Origin of the sequence: Chitinophaga polysaccharea (assembly GCF_007829335.1) — a bacterium.
In the GTDB taxonomy this organism is placed as follows: domain Bacteria; phylum Bacteroidota; class Bacteroidia; order Chitinophagales; family Chitinophagaceae; genus Chitinophaga; species Chitinophaga polysaccharea_B.
This window is the reverse complement of record NZ_VIWO01000001.1, coordinates 53041-71145: the sequence shown is the minus strand read 5'-3', so window position 1 is coordinate 71145 and position 18105 is coordinate 53041. Positions and strand designations below refer to the sequence as shown.

Sequence of the window (18105 nt, the reverse complement as noted above, 5' to 3'; positions counted from 1 at the left end):
TTTGGAATGAATTATGTAGAAATCCGGCAAGAGCGGCCGTATTAAATTAGGACCCATTATTAAACAAGCTCAGGCAGATGAAGAAATTTTTTATGCAACTTCCGTTACCAAGGAAGCTGATGTTAATAGCTGTTATACCACTGATATGCCTTATCTATTTCGGAGTAGAGGTATTCAACAAGCAAAGCGCAGATATTGATACAATCGACAACCTGGTACAAAAGGTAAATACTGCTGCGGTGATCATGAAAGTAGCCGATGAAATACACCTGGAACGGAGAAGCAGCGTGAACTATGTATTACAAACCGGTAGCCTGAATGATTTACTGACACAACGCGCCAAAACCGACCTGGCCATTGAAGCCGTGAAAAGCAGTCTGCTGGCCTCCGACAGCCATTTCTTCCAGTACTCCTTACTGAATACCCTGGCTCGCAAACGCCAGGAAATTGATCATAAAAATATGCCCCAGCGGGAAGTACTCGATTATTATTCCAATCTCATTTTCCGGCTGGACGATCTCGCTAACATTAATACCCCTGATATTCCGGTACTGAAAGGACTGCAACGCGATATGAATGCGCAATCCCTTCTGGCCGGCATGGCTGCTTACCAGGGCATGCTGCGCATGGATATCTACTATTTTATGCGGAAGAAGGAGGTATGGCCCGACGACTTTGCCCGCATCGAAAACAACAACGACATGTACAATGCCCTGCGTACGGAGCTGCTGGAGCGGGCCTCACCAGCTGTTGCCAAAAGTTTCCTGCAAATGGAGCAATCAAGTGAGTCGACCATCACCAACGATTTTATCAGGAATACGGTCACTACCCGCAGCATCGATACCCTTTTCAATGCCGATTCGTGGTGGGATAATTCCTCACAGGCCGTAGACCAGCTGAAACAGCTGCAGCACAGTATTACGGATAAGGTGAGCAAAGATGCGAAGGCGATTTCGAAAAAGGAAAATGACCTGAAAACCCGTTACCTCGTAGCCCTCGTACTCATTGTAGTACTGGTGATCGCGTTTGTAAGCGTTACCATCAAAGGCATCACCGACAGCCTGGATTTACTGCGTGTGGCGGCAGGAAATATTGCCCGCGGTATTCCCGGCTCAGCCCCGGAAATAACTACCAGAGACGCGGTGGGCAGCCTGGCCCGGTCTTTTGAAGCAATTGATCAAACCAGCCAGGTACTGGCCGATGCCGCCGATCAGATTGGAAAAGGGAATTTTAATATTGACGTGCAACCCCGTAGTAAAGACGATTTGCTGGGACATGCCATCGTACAAATGGCGGCCGACCTGAAAGTATTCCGCAGCAAAGGAGAACAAACCATCTGGATACAATCGGGTCTTAATCAGATTAGTGAAACCCTGCTGGGAGAAAAGGACCTGTCCGCGCTCAGCAATGATGCACTCACAGATATAATAAAATATACCGGTGCGCAAACAGGTGTATTATATATTCGCCAGGCAGGGGAACTGCATTTTTCTGCCGGGTACGCATTATCGCCGGAGCACCCTGCACCACTCATTATTGAAGTAGGTAAAACGTTGCTCGGACAACAGGTACTGCGGAAAGAGCCACTGTACCTACAGGAAGCTCCTGATAGCTTCCTGTATATTGCGACGGGCACCGGCGCCGCCACGCCCGGACATGTACTCATTATTCCCTTGATGCATGCAGGTATTACAGAAGGAGTAATGGAAGTAGGCTCCCTGTATCCTTTTAACAGCAGCGTGGTCGATTTTGTGAAACAAGCGGCTACTAACATCGCCGTTGCCATACAAAGCACCCGCAGCCGTACCCGTTTGCAGGAGCTGCTGGAAGAAACCCAGGCACAGGCCGAAGAACTGCAAACCCAGCATGGTGAACTGGAAAGTATGAATGTGGAGCTCGAAGCACAAACGCAAAAGCTACAGGTATCTGAAGAAGAGTTAAAAGTGCAGCAGGAAGAACTGATGCAATCCAACGCAGCGCTGGAAGAAAGAAGCCGTCTGCTGGAAGAGAAGAACCAGATCATCGTAGAACGCAACCTGGATATACATAAAAAAGCAGAAGAGCTGGCGCTTAGTACCCGCTATAAGTCAGAGTTCCTGGCTAATATGTCGCACGAGCTGCGTACACCGCTGAACTCTATCTTACTGTTGTCAAGGCTCCTGTCGGAAAATCACGATCATAACCTCAATGGCGACCAGGTGGAGTATGCACAGGTCATTAACAGCTCTGGTAAAGGGTTGCTGACACTGATCGATGAAATACTGGATTTGTCGAAGATAGAATCCGGTAAGATGGAACTCGAATTGGGAGAAGTTGCTGTTGCCAGTATTTGTTCCAATATGCAGGCATTGTTTGAACCTATTGCCAAAGAAAAAGGACTACAGCTGTTATTGGAAACTGCTGTACAAACGCCGGCTTATATAGAAACAGACCAGGTAAGACTGGAGCAGGTGCTAAAGAACCTGTTATCCAACGCGCTGAAATTTACGGCCAAGGGTACGGTAACATTGGCAGTAAGCCCGGGCGAAATGCAGGATACCATTCGTTTTGCAGTGAAGGATACTGGTATCGGCATCCCCGAAGACAAGCAGCAGGTTATTTTTGAAGCATTCCAGCAGGCAGATGGTTCTACCCGGCGGAAGTATGGTGGAACGGGTTTGGGACTCTCTATCAGCCGGGAATTGGCGAAATTATTAGGAGGCCAGCTGAGTGTAACCAGTAAGAGTAATGAGGGCAGCGAATTTGTGATAACGATTCCTGTAACGCCTAAGGTAGCAGATTCCGGCGATTCTCAGGAGGTTCCAGCGCCGGCAAGGGAAGAAGAAGTACCTACTGGCGGCAAATCGCGCTTCCTGTCGCCAGTGATACCGGAAGGCGTTTTTGATGACCGCGGGTTGATAGAAAAAAATGATGCAGTGATCCTGATTGTAGAAGACGATACGCACTTTGCCAAGGCGCTGTTGGATTTCACGCATACCAGGGGATATAAAGGCATTGTAAGTGTAAGGGGCGATGAAGCCGCGGAGTTGGCGCGAATCTACAAACCCATCGGCATTTTGCTGGATATCCAGTTGCCTGTTAAAGACGGCTGGCAGGTGATGGAAGAATTAAAAAATGATCCACGTACAAGACCTATCCCGGTACATATCATGTCTTCCATGGAAGCTAAAAAGGAAAGCCTGATGAAAGGCGCGGTCGACTTTATCAGCAAGCCGGTAGATCCGGAGAGTATGCAGTCGATCTTTGAAAAGATGGAATTTGTATTACAACGTTCTGCCAAGAAAGTGCTGATCCTGGAAGAGAATGCCAAACATGCCAAGGCGCTGGCCTACTTCCTGAGCAGTTACCAGGTAAATTCGGAAATCAGTAATAACGTGGAGGATGGCGTTACATTACTGCAGCAGAAAGATGTAGACTGTGTGATCCTGGACATGGGCATCCCGGATGAGAAAGCTTATGAGGCCCTGGAAATGGTGAAGGAAATAAAAGGGCTGGAACAATTGCCTATCATCATTTTTACAGGTAAAAGCCTGTCAAAATATGAGGAACAGCGTATCCGGCAATATGCAGATTCTATCGTGATAAAAACAGCGCATTCCTATCAGCGTATGCTGGATGAAGTATCGTTGTTCCTGCACCTGGTATCTGAAAATGTGCCGGTGCCGGCTGGTGGCAATGGAAAGATGGGCACGCTGAATGAAGTATTGAAAGACAAAACCGTGTTAATAGCAGATGATGATGTACGCAACATCTTTTCTTTAACCAAGGCACTGGAAACACACCAGATGAAAGTATTGTCGGCCATCGATGGCAAGGAGGCATTAGAGCAGCTGAAAGAGCACCCGGTGGATATTGTCCTGATGGATATGATGATGCCAGAGATGGATGGATACGACGCTATTGCGGCCATCCGTAAACAACCCGGATTGCGGAACCTGCCGATTATTGCCGTTACGGCCAAAGCTATGATGGGCGACCGCGAAAAATGCCTGCAGGCAGGAGCTTCCGACTATATTTCCAAGCCAGTAGATGTCGACCAGTTATTGTCACTATTACGGGTATGGCTATACGATAAAGCGATGAAATAAATTGTTATGGGCAAGAAGCAAGTATTGATCGTAGATGATGATACACGGAATATTTTTGCATTAACGGCGGTGTTGAAATCCAGGTCCATTCCCTGTTTATCTGCCGGCAGCTGCGCGGATGCCCTGCACCTGCTCACGGGAGATCATAACATTGGAGTGATATTGATGGATATCATGATGCCGGAAGTAGATGGATATGAAACAATAGCGGCTATACGTGCGCTCCCCGGAAATGAGCAGTTGCCGGTGATTGCAGTAACCGCCAATGCCATGGTAGGCGACCGGGAGAAATGCCTGGAAGCAGGGGCGGATGATTATATTTCAAAACCCATTGATGTAGACAAGTTACTGTTACAACTACAACAATATTTATCTGTATAAGAAGTGAGCAAGTACCCAATAAGCGAGCAGGAAGTAAATGTATTACTCAACGATGTGTGGGAACGGTATGGTTATGACTTTACTGAATATGCACCTGCTTCGATTAACCGGCGCGTGAATCACCTGTTCCAGATGGACCGTTTCCCCAGTTTCGCGGAGTACCGCTACCGTATTATCTCTGATCCGGGGTACGCCATGCGTTTTGTGGAAGAAATTACGGTGAATGTAACGGAGATGTTCCGTGATCCTTCTTTCTACCAGGTTTTGCGTACACACGTTTTACCGGTATTGGCCACTTACCCGTTTATCAGGGTATGGCATGCGGGGTGTTCTACAGGGGAAGAGGTATATTCCGTTGCCATTTTGCTGAAAGAAGCAGGGTTATTGCAAAAATCTGTTATCTATGCCACCGATATCAATGTAAGTGTGTTGGAGAAAGGAAGGAAAGGGTTGTTCCGCCTGTCCCAGATGCAGCAATATTCCCGTAATTATATGGAAGCGGGGGGAAGAGAAGATTTCTCCTCTTACTATACCGCCAATTATGAGTATGCCAAGTTCAGGGAGGATCTGGGAGAGAAGATTATTTTCTCGCCGCATAACCTGGTAACAGATGGTTCTTTCAATGAATTCCAGTTGATCATTTGCAGAAATGTATTGATCTACTTTAATAAAAAGCTACAAGACAGGGTACTTACTTTATTCAGTGATAGCCTGGAACAGCTGGGCTTCCTGGCCTTAGGGAGTAAAGAAACGCTGAGTTTTACCAGTGTGACCCGTAAGTTCAGACAATTAGATAACAGGGAGAAAATCTGGCGGAAAATGCAGTTGTAATAATGAAACAATGATTTTATGACTACGGCTCCGTATTTAATAGTAATAGGCGGTTCTGCCGGCGGGCTACAGCCTGTGTTACACTTGTTGCCGGCATTGAACGCTTCGATCAATGCGGCTATTATCATTGTTTTACACCGGCCTAGTCATTACGAGTCGTTACTAACAGACTTGCTATCGACCAGGTCTGTATTGCCGGTGAAAGAAGCGCCGGAGAAGGAGCCATTGTTACCGGGTGTCGTTTACATTGCCCCGGCCGACTATCATTTACTGATAGAAAGGGATCATACGCTATCCCTAGATGCTTCGGAGAAGGTAAATTTCAGCCGGCCCAGTATTGATGTTACATTTTCTTCCGCCGCCTTGGCTTACCGCAATAATATGGCGGCCATCCTGCTATCGGGAGCCAACAATGATGGGGTAGAGGGATTGACGGACGTGCATGAAGCGGGAGGTACAACGGCCGTACAGGACCCGGCTACAGCGGAAGTAGACTATATGCCACGTCATGCAATAGAGCAGGCACCTGTAGATATTGTATTACAGCCATCCGAGATGGCAGCGTTTATAAATGAGATGGGTGGAATATGATTTATGTAAAATGAATGCGGTATGATTTTAATAGTAGATGATAAGCCGGAGAATATTTTATCGATCCGGAAAACGCTGGAACAGTATCAATTTGAGGTAGATACCGCCTTATCGGGCGAGGAAGCGCTCCGGAAAATATTGAAGCAAAACTACACGCTCATTATTCTCGATGTGCAGATGCCCAGCATGGATGGATTTGAAGTAGCGGAAGCCCTGTCAGGCTACAGTAAAGCGAAAGATATTCCCATCATATTTTTATCAGCTGTTAATAAGGATAAAAGATTTATCGTAAAAGGATACGACTCCGGTGGGATAGACTATATCACCAAACCGGTGGATCCGGATATCCTGTTGATGAAAGTAAAAACGTTTTCCCGGCTTTACCAGCAATCGCAGGAGTTGAAGCAAATGCATCAATCGCTCAAGGAGGAAGTGGAAGTACGCAAGCTGGCGCAAGAAGCGCTGATAGCGCATCAGCAGCAGGTAAATGATATGCTGGAGCAAAAGGTAAGGGAGCGGACCGAAGAGCTGAGGGAAATCAATAAATCGCTGGAAGCCAGCAACCACGATCTGCAGCAGTTTGCCTCCGTGGCTTCCCATGATTTAAAAGAGCCATTGCGTAAAATTCAGCTGTTTGGGGCCATTCTGAGAGATAAGTTTTTACAGATGAATCCCAGCGCCCTGTCGTATATGGAGCGGATTGTAAGCTCCTCTGAGCGCATGGCAAGGCTTATTAACGACTTGTTGAACTATTCCCGCCTTTCGGGAGACAGTATATACGAACTCACGGATTTTAATGTCATTGTAGATGAAATTTTAAGTGACCTGGAGTTAATGATACTGGAACGGGGCGCGGTGATTGCTGTAGAGAAAATGCCTCAGATTGAAGCGGTGCGGGGTCAGGTGAGGCAGGTTTTCCAGAATATCATCAGCAATGCGTTGAAATTTTCCCGGAAAGATGTAGCTCCCCGGGTGGAAATTACCGCAGAAACAGTAACAGACCTGAACCCCGACAGTGCTGCCTTTTCCGGCGGGCACTACTGCCGGATTGTAATCCGGGACAACGGTATTGGCTTTAACGAAAAATATCTCTCTAAAATATTTACCATATTCCAGCGGTTACATACGGCGGAAGTATATGAGGGAACAGGGATTGGGCTGGCCATTGCCCAAAAAGTAATTGATAAACATGGAGGCATTATTACTGCCAGGAGCCGGGAAGGAAAAGGCGCCACCTTTATTATTGTATTGCCGCTCCGGCAGGGGAAGCATCCGTTAACGGATAGTATATAAAACAGAAAAACCCGCGCATTGCGCGGGTTTCAAAATCAGGTGGAGGATATCGGACTCGAACCGATCACCTCAAACATGCCATGCTTGCGCTCTACCAGATGAGCTAATCCCCCTCATTTCAATTTCCCCTTTCGGGAGTGCAAAAATATATCTTTTCCTGAAAACACCAACATTTTATATAAAATCTTTAAAAATTCCTTCCACAGCTTCCTTCAGGTCCTTTAACAGCAAGGGTTTGCGAAGTAATTTAACTACCATCGGGTTGGCGTTGGTGCGGGTAATATCGCCATAATCGAGGGAAGAAGACACCATAATGATATGGCATTGGGATTTGATCTTTTGTGGGTAGGCATCAAATGCCTGCAAAAATTCAAAGCCATCCATTTCCGGCATCTGTATGTCCAGGAGTATAACGGTAGGAGGGATTTTAGGTAAGGCAATATTGGAAGACAGGAATTCCAATGCCTTGTTGGCATTGGCAAATGATAGTACCGTTCTGCTGATTTGTTGAATTCCGATCAACTTTTCATGCAGTAACAAATCAATCTCATTGTCATCAATTAATATGACACGCAGGTCAGGTATCGAATTCATTTCTGTTGGGGATGGTAATTTCAAATTGGGTGCCTTCGCCATATTTTGACTCTACATTAATGGTGCCGCCAATTTTACTCAGCGCCTCTTTCACAATGTATAAGCCAATACCACTGCCCGGTTTATTGTTGTTTTTGGATCGGAAGAACATCTTGAAGATATTATTCAAATGCTCGCTCAAAATACCAATACCATTGTCACGAATGCAAATAGTAGCCTTATGTGGTTCTACTTTTACGGCCAGGTTTACCATAGGATTGGCTTCCTCCGGCTTTTGGTACTTAACAGCGTTTGATATGAGATTGTTCAAAATAACACTGATCCTGAATGTATCTCCCCGGAAATCTACCGCCTGATCTACCTGGGTTTTAAAAAGTATCTGGGTATTCTGCGGTTTAAATGCAGTGATGCAGTCAGACAGCAAACTGCTGAAATCAATTTTTTCATATTCTACCTCCAGCCGCGAATTCCGGTAGTATTCAATAATCTTTTGAATAAAATCATCCAGCTTCAGTACACAGCTCTCGACCATATTTATATAGCCATTAGGGTCGACCACTGAATTATCCAGCCGGGAAAGATTAATAATTCCCAGTACAGACATCAGGGGGGAACGGAGGTCATGAGAGGTAGAGTAAATAAACCGGTTTAACTCATCGTTGGTTTTTTCCAGCTCCTCAATTTTCTCCCTGAGTTGTTTACGTGTCCGGTATATTTCGTAGGCGTTATTGATGGTTCTATGCAGCTCATGCTCATCCCACGGCTTCTTGATATAGGAGTAGATATGCCCTTTGTTGATGGCATCTATAATATCTTCTACGTCGGTATAACCCGTGAGCAAGATACGCATGGGGTCGGGGAGGACTTCTTTAATTTCGTTAAAAAATTCTACCCCGGTGGTAACAGGCATTTTCTGGTCTGCGATAATAATATGCACCATGATCTCTTTCAGCAGCAGTTTTCCTTCCTGTGCCGAAGAAGCCGTATAAATTTCATAACTCCTGCGAAAGCCTGCTTTGAACGCATTCAGGTTATGAATTTCATCATCGATGTATAATATTCTAATACGGTTTTCTTTCATTGAAAGATCTTATGGTTACGATAAATGTTTTGTTATATCGAGTGGTAAATATATAATAAATTCTGCTCCTTCTCCGGGGGCAGAATTCACTATAATCTTTCCTTTATGCTTTTCTATAATGCTGAATACAATGGATAAGCCGAGGCCGGTACCTTCTCCCACATCCTTGGTCGTAAAGAAGGGGTCGAATATTTTTTCGCGTACACTTTCCGACATGCCAATACCACTGTCTTTGATGGTAATGATCACAAACTCACGCTCCAGAGCCGTTTTGATGGTAATAGACTCGTTGTGATGTTCTTTCTTGGATTTAATAGCATTCAGTGCATTCGAGAAAATGTTCATGAATACCTGGTTGATTTTGCCGGCATAACATTCAATCTTGGGCAGGTTGCCATACTCTTTTACAATACTCACATAAGACGGGATGGCATTACGAAGCAGTACCAGCGTAGAATCCAGTCCCTCGTGGATATCGATGGATTTTACATCACTTTCATCGAGGCGGCTGAAGGTGCGTAGCCCTTTTACTATTTCAGCAGTCCGGGTGGCGCCATCTTCAATACCCTTTATCAGGGAGGTTATTTCTTCGTGTATATAATCGATATCGATTTCCTTCTTAAACGATTCTATCTCTGCCAACACTTTAGGAATATCGGGGGTACTGTCATTCAATGAGCCATATCGTTCCAGCAACTCCTTCAGGTCGGCGATGTCCAGTTTCAGCGGTTTGATATTGGAGGTCACGAAATTGATCGGGTTGTTGATTTCGTGCGCAATACCGGCAGTGAGCTGACCCAGCGATGCCATTTTTTCCTTTTCTACCAGTTGGGTCTGAGCGTCTTTCAGGTTGGTTAAAGCGGTATTCAGCTCCAGGTTGGTCGCTTGCAGGTCTTCCGTCCGATCTCTTACCTTGGTTTCCAGGATGATATTTTGTTCCCTTACCAATCGCTCGTTTTCCTGCGAAATGGCCAGTGCCATTTGTTGAGATGCTTCTTTTTCTGCCTTGAAAACGTTGATTTTATGCGCCAGTGCGAAAGACAGCAGGAGTACTTCCACCGCAGATCCGGTCTGCAGGGCGTAGTAGGTAAAGTTGTTATAAGGCAGTACGTTAAAGTTACGCAGTACAAAAATCACCACGCTGGCCAGGAACACCGACCATGCCAGCAGGAAGAACCTGGCCGCGGGCACTCCCCTGGAACTGATACGAAGCGCTACCACGAAGGCCATCACTGATGCCAGGAAGGCATCCATTTGTACCAGGATTTGCGCATAGTCATACATACCGAGGAAGGTGGGGATAAATACTACCATGTACATCACCAGGATGATATTAAGTATTTTGTTCCCTACCGGGTAGTTTTCTTTGGTAGACAAAAATTGTTGGATAAACGTAACGGCAGCCAACCCGTTGAGCACCGGCACCAGGGCCGTGGCATGTATCGCCAGCCAGGGGCTGTTGGGATACAGGAAGCGAAAAGAGTATCCCTGCAGGGTAACCTGGGTAAGACCTGTAAAAAAGATATAACTCACGTAAATCAGGTAGCTATTGTCACGGGTAGATACATATATAAAGAGGTTATAGAAGATCATGGCGAAAACAACGCCCACGTATATACCAAATATCAGTTCCCGCTTGTTGTTTTTTTCGGCTATTGTGTTGGGCGCACCCAGGTAAATGGGAAGCTGTAATTGTTCCCCCGCTTTTACCTTCAGGTAATATTGCCGGGTTTCATTAACGGGTATGTTTACACGAAACTGGTAATTCTGGTGATCATAGCCCCGGTCTTTATACCGGGTAAACTCCCCCAGCCGGGTGCTCTTGACCTGCCCATCGGGCAATATTTCGAAGAGAGTAATATCATCTATGATGGGATATTCCACTTCCAGCATCAGTTGACTGGTATTGGATTCATTGCGGATCGAAAACCTGGCCCATTGAGTATAGGGCGTAATCTGCAGGTTGGGCACTTCCTGCCCTGAGGGTTTGAAAGCCTGTTGCCGGGCCTGTTCAATGGTAAGAGAATTACCTTTATCCGTATAAAGTTCAAGGTACCTGCCTATCTGCTGCAGCTCCTGTGAATTTTTAAATACAGCAGGTTGTGCTGTTATATGTAACAGGAAGGATAAGGTAAATATAGACCACAAAATAACAAGCTTGGACAACATCAATGCTGAGATTAAATAAGGCTTGAATTTATGTTATTTTTTAATAATCATTTTAATCAGGGAGTTGAGTGAACAGGAGAGGGGATTTTGAGGCTATAATTTACATCATAGCTCCCCTTGGGTCCTACTTCTATTTTAGTCTGCATGGGATTTTCCCGCAGGTCTGAAATGAGTAGCTTTTCTTTAGGATCAGCATGTGGCAGGCTGAAGGGATCGGTAATTACCATAGCGGTTGCCAGGAAGTCGTCTTTAGGATAGAAGAAAGTACCGTTATTTCCCAGCGATTCATCAATAATAAATCCTACCCGTTTACCTACCCGCGCCGTAATCGGAGCGCACAGAACGTGGTAGGTATCGATTGGCAGCTGGGCACCAAGCACTACGCCTACCCTGGCCAGTACCTGGCTACCTATTCCCATTCCTGCTACTTCTTTGGAATTCCACATACCACAGATCTCTGCACTGCCTTTTTTTATGTAAGAATATATCCTTGGATCATATTTGCCGATCGCCGTTTCAATAGGCAGTGGCAACTTACCATCGGCTACCTGTACGCGCGCGCCTCCGTATGTCTTGGTACGGGTTTCGTCCTCAACAATGATCACTATCGTGTTTTCGTGTTGCATCCAATCAGCACTGCCGGATGTTACCTGGGCTATACCAAAATAAATTTCCAGCAGCTTGAGATGCCCTGTATAAAACCTCATACAGGCCTCAGGATCATCCGGAGCCCTAAATACCCTTACATTAATCATGACATTGCGGAATAGCGCTTATACAAGGCGTAAGTGCGTTAAACAATCAACTGCTCAAAATCTACATAATACCTGCCTGAATTTTTAAACTGATCCAGGGCTATACGACGACATGTGTCGGCCACCAGCGCGCCTCCCAATACCACCGATGAAGCCAGTTGCGGCCAGGTGGTAATGGTTTTTCCAATTTCTCCCAACGAAAATTTCATCCTGGCAGAAGCATTGTCCAATGCCAGCATAGGACTGAAGATCGGCAGCTTTTCTGCGTCGGTCAGCCCGCGGAGCGTTGGTATGTCCACTTCAGGAATCAGGCCATGCATTAACGGCCTGTCCGGCTCGAGGTCAAAACGTTCAATATCTATCATCCCACGGTCATTCATTTCCATCACCACAGGGATTTTAAGCTCTTTTGCCTTTATTCTGCTCAATATCTTAATGTCAACGCCATCACACTCTTCTATAAAAATGTCGAGTACGCCGCCTGCGGTGAAGAAGTCGTCCATGTTAGCCTCTGTCATGCCGTCTTCGTAGATCTTTACCTTTATGAACGGGTCCAGTTCTGCAATCTCCCGCGCCGCAATTACTACTTTGGGCACCTGGAGATTGTGTACGCCACAACGGATCCTGTTCATATTAGTCAGTTCCAGCCTGTCGAAATCCGCCAGTCGTAGTTCTCCGCACAAACGTTCCATTACCAGGGTTAATGCGATCGATTGCCCTACCGATAAACCCACAATGCCTATCTTCTTTTTAGACAACACGGCAATCTCTGCTGCGGTGATTTTATGCTGGTTCCTGCTGGTACGTAGCTCAATAAAATCCGCCTCGTTTACCAGGTGAACCACCTGGTGGTTCCAGGGATAATATACCCAAACGCCAAATTTTTCTATGTCCGCTCCATCCAGGTAAGCCTGTATTTTTTCATCGTATTCAGCCGCTGTCAGGCGCTTAGTAGGATTCCTGATTTTCATCAGCTCCCTTAATTGTGAATAAATTTCGTCATTGATGCGGATATACGGCCGGGATTTCAAAAGGGCCTCAAAGGTATGAAGGTCTTGTGCATTCTTCAAATCATAAAAAACAGGCTGGTAGTCTTTGCTTTCAACCTGTTGCCTGAGGTAGTCTTGTATCATGTTTCCTGCTTTTGCAAAATGGTGCCTGACCTGATCGCACTGTATGTTCCTGTATGATCGCTGTGACAAGCAAGGTCCTTTACTCTCGTAAATATGTTGCTTTTATATTATAAATTTATTATTATTATGTAGTCGATTTGTTGGCTTTGGCGGGTTAATGAACAGGCGTTCTTAACTTACCTGCCAGGCCCGGGATAAATTGTCTGGCATTCAATAAATAACTACAATACAATCAATATTGTAATTATTATATGAATGTAAGGTAAAATAGTAATTTAATATGAAAACTTGATAAAAGTTTTTGATTATTTTGATATTAAATTACTGTTTTTATACTTTTACCTTAGTTCTAATATTTCTTTTCGTCTCTTCCCACCACGGAGATATTGGTTTAATATTTGAGGCCCTTTGGCACCCGACTTCGTATACAATAATTATATTTAAAAAAATAAATATGGATAAGAGAGAATTTCTCAAGCTTACCAGCCTCGCAGGTGCCGCTATTTTAAGCAGACCATTAAGCAGCCTGGCCACTTCTTCTGTATCCGGACAGCCGGCATTAGCCGATCCTAAAGCCCCTTTTGTTCTGCCCGCACTGCCTTATGGCTACGATGCACTGGAACCTTCCATCGATAAGATGACCATGGAAATCCACCACGACAAGCATCACGGGGCCTATGTAAAAAATCTGAACGAAGCTGTAAAAGGTTCTGCCTTTGAAGCCCTGACACTGGAACAAATACTCAACAAAGTCACCGACGCCGACAAAGCAATACGCAACAACGGCGGTGGCCACTACAACCACTCCCTGTTCTGGACACTCCTGTCGCCCCAGAAACAAACGCCTTCCGATAAACTGAAAGCTGCTATCAGCAAGGAATTTGGTACCTGGGAAGCGTTCCAGACCAAATTCAATGACGCCGCTAAAACTGTTTTCGGCTCCGGCTGGGCATGGCTGGTAGTTACGCCCGAAAAGAAACTGGTGATAACCAACACACCCAACCAGGACAATCCCCTGATGCACAATATTGTGAAAGTAAAAGGTACTCCCATCCTCGGCCTCGACGTTTGGGAACATGCCTATTACCTGAAATACCACAACGTGCGTCCGGATTATATCAACGCATTCTGGAACGTAGTTAACTGGAGTGAAGTAGAAAAACGTTATAACGCTGCCGTATAAACGCTTATATTATAAATGCAACAGCCCTCACATTGAGAGGGCTGTTTGCTTTGTATTAAAATAGCTGTTATTATTTACGCTTCAGGAACACAAACCCATTTTTCTCCCCAATTACCTCCAGGTTGGGATGATGCCGGTAAGGCTCACTGTCTGTAACGCGACAAATAAAATAAGCCGGCTTATCGATCTGTCCATTCAATAGCCAATTTTCGTTGTAATAGTTTTTATTGCTATGCGGTTGCTCCCGGGTATAATAATGCTGGGCATAACTGTGATACCCCAACGCTTTTACATATACATCTTTGCCCTGTAAGGAAATAAAATAATCAATCGCCGCCCGCTGGGAATAGGCCTCTATTTTGGGAACAAAGTGCAATACCGATAACTGGATAACGACAATAGAGCTGATAAAAAGACAGAGTAAGCCATTGGTTACCTTACGGCGCATCAGCAAAATCCCGCTGATGACCACCAGGATAATATAACTGATGCCATATGCCATTTCTGCGGGCGACCAGGAAACTGCCGCCCGGAGGTTTCCGGCCGCAAATTTATCTACATAAGGTATCAACAGATCTTTGTAAATGCCCACTAGTGGTAATATGGCAATAGCCAATCCCAGTACAATTCCTACAAACAACAGCAGCACTATATTCCAGCCGCGTAGCTGCAGTTTGCCTTCAGCAAGTTTGTATACCTGCCAGGCAGCCAGGAACGACAGCGGGAAGTAACACAGGGAAGAATAATGGACAATCTTTGTTTTAACAATAGAAAACAGGATCAGCGCTACCCAGAACATTACCCACATCCATACTTTGAAATCCTTTATTTCAGTGGCAGCAGAGGTAGTATATATTGTTTTTTTTCTTTTCCGGAGATAGGTAAACAGGAAGGTACTCGCCGGGAAACACCCAATCAGCAGCACAATCCAATGATAAAAGAAAGGGCCTCCGTGTCCGGCATCCTCTGTAGTCAGTAACCGAATCTGGTAGGCAACGAACTCGTTCACAAACCACCACCCATGTGCAATAATTTCGTACCCAAACCACAGCAGGGTGGTGATGCTGGCAAACAAGGCAATTAAACTCAGGTGAGTAAACCGGATACTGATTTTTCCTTTGTTCCAGATCCAGTACACCAACAGGGTTAATAAAGCTACCAATATGGCTACAGGGCCTTTTGTAAGCACTGCCAGGCCCAGGAAAAGCCCGCTGAAGATAGCCATACGGGCGGGCTTGTGGTAATAGCCTATCCTGTAGGCAAAGTAAATAGCCAGGAAAATAAAAAAGTTGAAAGTAGGATCGATGATGCCTGACTTGAAGTAGAAGTGGGGGAGCCAGGATCCGGCATACACCAGTGCCCACCAGAAGCCCAGCCGGTCGTCTGCGAGCTTTTTACCAATCGCAAACAGGGTTACCAATGTGGCAATACCTATAATGGCATTGGGAAAGCGTGCTGCGAAGTCGTTTACGCCAAACAGCATCATGCTGCCGGCCTGCATCCATATAAATAATGGTGGTTTTTCCCAAAAGGGGCGGAAGTCGATTTGTACCTGGCTGAAGTGATGGCTGACAATCATTTCCCGGGCTGCCTCCGCAAAGTTGATTTCGTCCCAGTCAAACAAATGTACAGCACCCAGAAAGGGAATGAATAATAAGGCAGCCACTATAGCAATCAGCAGGTATTTCATGACAGATTTTAAAAAAAAGCTGGACTACACATACCCCCGGGGGGTATGCGTAATCCTTTAGACAGTTAATATTTAAATATTGTTTAAGTAGTTGTATTCGCCTGTAATAGCGCTTCCGCGCAAACTTCCGGGGAGGAGGTGGTGTGTCTGAATTTAAAGAACCCGTATACAATCACCGTACTTAACGTACCTACTATGCTGCCTGCATAAACGTCGGCAAAAAAGTGCTGTGCCAGGTAAATGCGGGAATAAGCAGCACAAATCCCCATTATAAAGAACAGTAATCCGGTCTTTTTATTGTTCCAGATCAGGGCAAGAAAGCTAAACATACCAAACGCGGCAGCAGAGTGGCCAGAAGGAAAGCTGCAACTGCTGTGTACACTTACCCATCTTACCGTATGTACCAGGGTGGCGGTTTCGTCACCAAAGTAGCTGATAGGTCTTGGTGCATTAAAATAATGTTTGGCTACCTGTACAATCAGGGTTACCAGCAGCAGGACGGCCAATCCAATAAAAAATAGCCTGAAGCGTTGGGTTACCAGCATCAGGAATAATACAATTCCAAACATAATACCATCGCCCAGGTAAGTAAGACCGGTTACCAGCACGTCGGCCCACTCGGAGTGCTCTCCATTAATACCCAGGAACAATTCCCGCTGGCTATAAGTTGCCAGCATCACACCTCCTACAATCAACCATAGTAGGAAGGGCAGAAAGAAATATATATTCTTCCTGAACAGTGTAATCAGCGTTTTCAATTCTGTAGGTTTTTAAACTTGTAGGTTGTCGTTATTAAATCGCTTTAAGAACTTTCTTCTTTTTAAATTTCTCCAGAAATTTTTTCACTTTCTGAATAACGCGAAAATAGTATTCTTTATTAAAAAGCTGTGAATCATTCATGGCCTTAACAATTAGAAAACCTGCAATAGGCAGGAGTACAATGTTAGATAGCCACATCCCCGACCAGGTATACATTACGCCACTTCTGGCCATTTTTTCCCCGATCATGAAGAACACGTTGAAGATCACGAAAAAGATCACAGCAAACACCAGTGGGGTACCTAGTCCTCCTTTCCGGATGATAGAGCCCAGCGGGGCGCCGATCAGGAACATCACCACACAGGCGGCGGCCAGGGTAAACTTACGTTGCCACTCTACCTTGTGCATGAGTATCAGGTTATGCTTGTCTTCATATTCCAGGGTAGGCTGATCCAGTGAGCTCTGCGTTTCCCGTACGGTTTGTTCAGCTCGTTCCAGCACATTGCGCATACTTTTTTGGGGTACGATGGCTACAAACTCTTTTTCTTTCAAAGGGGGGGCACTGGCTGCCCAGGCACTGTCTTTCCATTTGAAGAAAGGGTAACGTACGGTTACATACGAATTTACGGTTTTACTGAATTGTTTCTCTGCTTTCTGCATAGAATCTATTGCCATATCCAGCTGCCGCACGTTCAGCATTTGCTGGTTGGAGGCAAAAAGGTCCATGTTTAGGCGGTTGAAGGCAAAAGAACTGAGATCAAATGCCTTGGTATATCTTTTAAAACCTTGCCGGATCATGTCGCCGGGAACAGTATAACCCCGGTTGCCCCTCTCTTCATATCGCCAGCCATTTTCCAGGATAAAATAGAGGAAGCGTTTATTGGCGGTAAGTACCATCTGGCCCTTATCAGCCAGGATCATGGCATTATTGTTCTGGTGATCGATGATCATCACCTGGTGGATGGTCTGGTTATCTTTATCTTTCTGGGCTACCTTGATCGTATAATCCGGGATATCTTTAAAGAAAACGCCCGATTTTATATTAAATGCCGGTTTAGCGTAAGTGATATCGTATAGTAAGGACTTGGCCTGAAGGTTAGCCACCGGGATCACATAATTGGCGAATAAAAACGCCAGAACCGCGATAATGCTGCACACTAGAAGCAGGGGGCGGATAAAACGCAACAGTGAAATACCAGACGACTTCAGGGCCACCAACTCAAAGCTTTCCCCCAGATTTCCGAAGGTCATGATAGAAGACAGCAGTACCGCCAATGGAAGGGCCAGGGTAACCAACGTAGCACTGGTGTAGGCAATCAGTTGTACAATCACCATGGTATCCAGGCCTTTACCAACCAGATCGTCTACATACTTCCACAGGAACTGCATTACCAGTACGAATAGGGTGACGAAAAAAGTGGCAATAAAAGGACCCAGAAAAGTTCTTATAATGAGTTTGTCGAGTTTTTTCACTGATAATGCAATATTAAAAAAAATGGAATCCTGATATTTGTACGATTGTAGACCAGGATGCAACTAAACAGTAAAGTTAGCACG

The 18105-nt window shown here is 45.4% G+C and carries 14 protein-coding genes and 1 tRNA gene; 6 read left to right on the top strand and 9 right to left on the bottom strand.

The window, feature by feature from the left end:
- Positions 1-77 precede the first annotated feature (77 nt).
- From FHW36_RS00295 to FHW36_RS00275, 5 genes are read left to right on the top strand one after another with little or no spacing between them, the layout of a single operon-like run.
- Positions 78-4088 carry a response regulator gene (locus tag FHW36_RS00295; protein WP_145660425.1) on the top strand — a complete coding sequence of 1337 codons (4011 nt, stop codon included), beginning with the start codon at positions 78-80 and terminating at the stop codon, positions 4086-4088.
- Between the two features lie 6 nt (positions 4089-4094).
- A complete protein-coding gene (locus FHW36_RS00290; protein WP_145660422.1) occupies positions 4095-4469 on the top strand; it encodes a response regulator in 375 nt (124 codons plus the stop codon).
- 3 nt (positions 4470-4472) lie between these two features.
- On the top strand, positions 4473-5300 hold the full coding sequence (locus FHW36_RS00285; RefSeq protein WP_145660419.1) for a CheR family methyltransferase: 828 nt from the start codon (positions 4473-4475) through the stop codon (positions 5298-5300).
- An 18-nt stretch (positions 5301-5318) separates the two neighbouring features.
- Positions 5319-5891, top strand: a complete 573-nt coding sequence (locus tag FHW36_RS00280; RefSeq protein ID WP_145660416.1) for a chemotaxis protein CheB — start codon at positions 5319-5321, stop codon at positions 5889-5891.
- Between the two features lie 21 nt (positions 5892-5912).
- A complete protein-coding gene (locus tag FHW36_RS00275; protein WP_145660413.1) occupies positions 5913-7184 on the top strand; it encodes a hybrid sensor histidine kinase/response regulator in 1272 nt (423 codons plus the stop codon).
- 40 nt (positions 7185-7224) lie between these two features.
- Here FHW36_RS00275 and FHW36_RS00270 read toward each other — a convergent pair.
- The 6 genes from FHW36_RS00270 to FHW36_RS00245 all read right to left on the bottom strand — a co-directional run bounded on the left by FHW36_RS00270 (position 7225) and on the right by FHW36_RS00245 (position 12916).
- Positions 7225-7297, bottom strand: a tRNA-Ala gene (locus tag FHW36_RS00270).
- A gap of 61 nt (positions 7298-7358) precedes the next feature.
- The gene (locus FHW36_RS00265) at positions 7359-7778 is read right to left on the bottom strand and encodes a response regulator (protein ID WP_186452257.1); all 420 of its coding nucleotides are present in this window, start codon (positions 7776-7778) and stop codon (positions 7359-7361) included.
- Positions 7762-8859, bottom strand: a complete 1098-nt coding sequence (locus tag FHW36_RS00260) for a sensor histidine kinase (RefSeq protein WP_145660407.1) — start codon at positions 8857-8859, stop codon at positions 7762-7764. Before FHW36_RS00260 ends, FHW36_RS00265 begins: the two co-directional genes overlap by 17 nt.
- A 15-nt stretch (positions 8860-8874) precedes the next feature.
- On the bottom strand, positions 8875-11028 hold the full coding sequence (locus tag FHW36_RS00255; protein WP_145660404.1) for a sensor histidine kinase: 2154 nt from the start codon (positions 11026-11028) through the stop codon (positions 8875-8877).
- 56 nt (positions 11029-11084) lie between these two features.
- Positions 11085-11735 carry a hypothetical protein gene (locus FHW36_RS00250; protein WP_246121026.1) on the bottom strand — a complete coding sequence of 217 codons (651 nt, stop codon included), beginning with the start codon at positions 11733-11735 and terminating at the stop codon, positions 11085-11087.
- A gap of 86 nt (positions 11736-11821) precedes the next feature.
- Complete coding sequence (locus tag FHW36_RS00245; protein WP_145660398.1) at positions 11822-12916, bottom strand: ThiF family adenylyltransferase; 1095 nt, start codon at positions 12914-12916, stop codon at positions 11822-11824.
- 454 nt (positions 12917-13370) lie between these two features.
- Here FHW36_RS00245 and FHW36_RS00240 point away from each other — a divergent pair, with 454 nt between their 5' ends.
- On the top strand, positions 13371-14099 hold the full coding sequence (locus FHW36_RS00240) for a superoxide dismutase (protein WP_145660395.1): 729 nt from the start codon (positions 13371-13373) through the stop codon (positions 14097-14099).
- A gap of 70 nt (positions 14100-14169) precedes the next feature.
- Here FHW36_RS00240 and FHW36_RS00235 read toward each other — a convergent pair whose 3' ends face one another.
- From FHW36_RS00235 to FHW36_RS00225, 3 genes are all read right to left on the bottom strand, one after another.
- Positions 14170-15789, bottom strand: a complete 1620-nt coding sequence (locus FHW36_RS00235; RefSeq protein ID WP_145660392.1) for an ArnT family glycosyltransferase — start codon at positions 15787-15789, stop codon at positions 14170-14172.
- A gap of 83 nt (positions 15790-15872) precedes the next feature.
- A complete protein-coding gene (locus tag FHW36_RS00230) occupies positions 15873-16547 on the bottom strand; it encodes a phosphatase PAP2 family protein (RefSeq protein ID WP_145660389.1) in 675 nt (224 codons plus the stop codon).
- Positions 16548-16581: 34 nt separating this feature from the next.
- Positions 16582-18021: an LptF/LptG family permease gene (locus tag FHW36_RS00225; protein WP_145660386.1), complete on the bottom strand. Its 1440-nt coding sequence runs from the start codon at positions 18019-18021 to the stop codon at positions 16582-16584.
- Positions 18022-18105 lie beyond the last annotated feature (84 nt).

What these genes read in the sequence shown, in the direction of transcription:
- FHW36_RS00290 (WP_145660422.1), top strand. Translation starts at nt 4,095, where the DNA reads ATGGGCAAGAAGCAAGTATTGATCGTAGATGATGATACACGGAATATT.
- FHW36_RS00235 (WP_145660392.1), bottom strand. Translation starts at nt 15,789, where the DNA reads ATGAAATACCTGCTGATTGCTATAGTGGCTGCCTTATTATTCATTCCC.
- FHW36_RS00245 (WP_145660398.1), bottom strand. Translation starts at nt 12,916, where the DNA reads ATGATACAAGACTACCTCAGGCAACAGGTTGAAAGCAAAGACTACCAG.
- FHW36_RS00240 (WP_145660395.1), top strand. Translation starts at nt 13,371, where the DNA reads ATGGATAAGAGAGAATTTCTCAAGCTTACCAGCCTCGCAGGTGCCGCT.
- FHW36_RS00280 (WP_145660416.1), top strand. Translation starts at nt 5,319, where the DNA reads ATGACTACGGCTCCGTATTTAATAGTAATAGGCGGTTCTGCCGGCGGG.
- FHW36_RS00275 (WP_145660413.1), top strand. Translation starts at nt 5,913, where the DNA reads ATGATTTTAATAGTAGATGATAAGCCGGAGAATATTTTATCGATCCGG.
- FHW36_RS00295 (WP_145660425.1), top strand. Translation starts at nt 78, where the DNA reads ATGAAGAAATTTTTTATGCAACTTCCGTTACCAAGGAAGCTGATGTTA.
- FHW36_RS00250 (WP_246121026.1), bottom strand. Translation starts at nt 11,735, where the DNA reads ATGAGGTTTTATACAGGGCATCTCAAGCTGCTGGAAATTTATTTTGGT.
- FHW36_RS00255 (WP_145660404.1), bottom strand. Translation starts at nt 11,028, where the DNA reads ATGTTGTCCAAGCTTGTTATTTTGTGGTCTATATTTACCTTATCCTTC.
- FHW36_RS00260 (WP_145660407.1), bottom strand. Translation starts at nt 8,859, where the DNA reads ATGAAAGAAAACCGTATTAGAATATTATACATCGATGATGAAATTCAT.
- FHW36_RS00265 (WP_186452257.1), bottom strand. Translation starts at nt 7,778, where the DNA reads ATGAATTCGATACCTGACCTGCGTGTCATATTAATTGATGACAATGAG.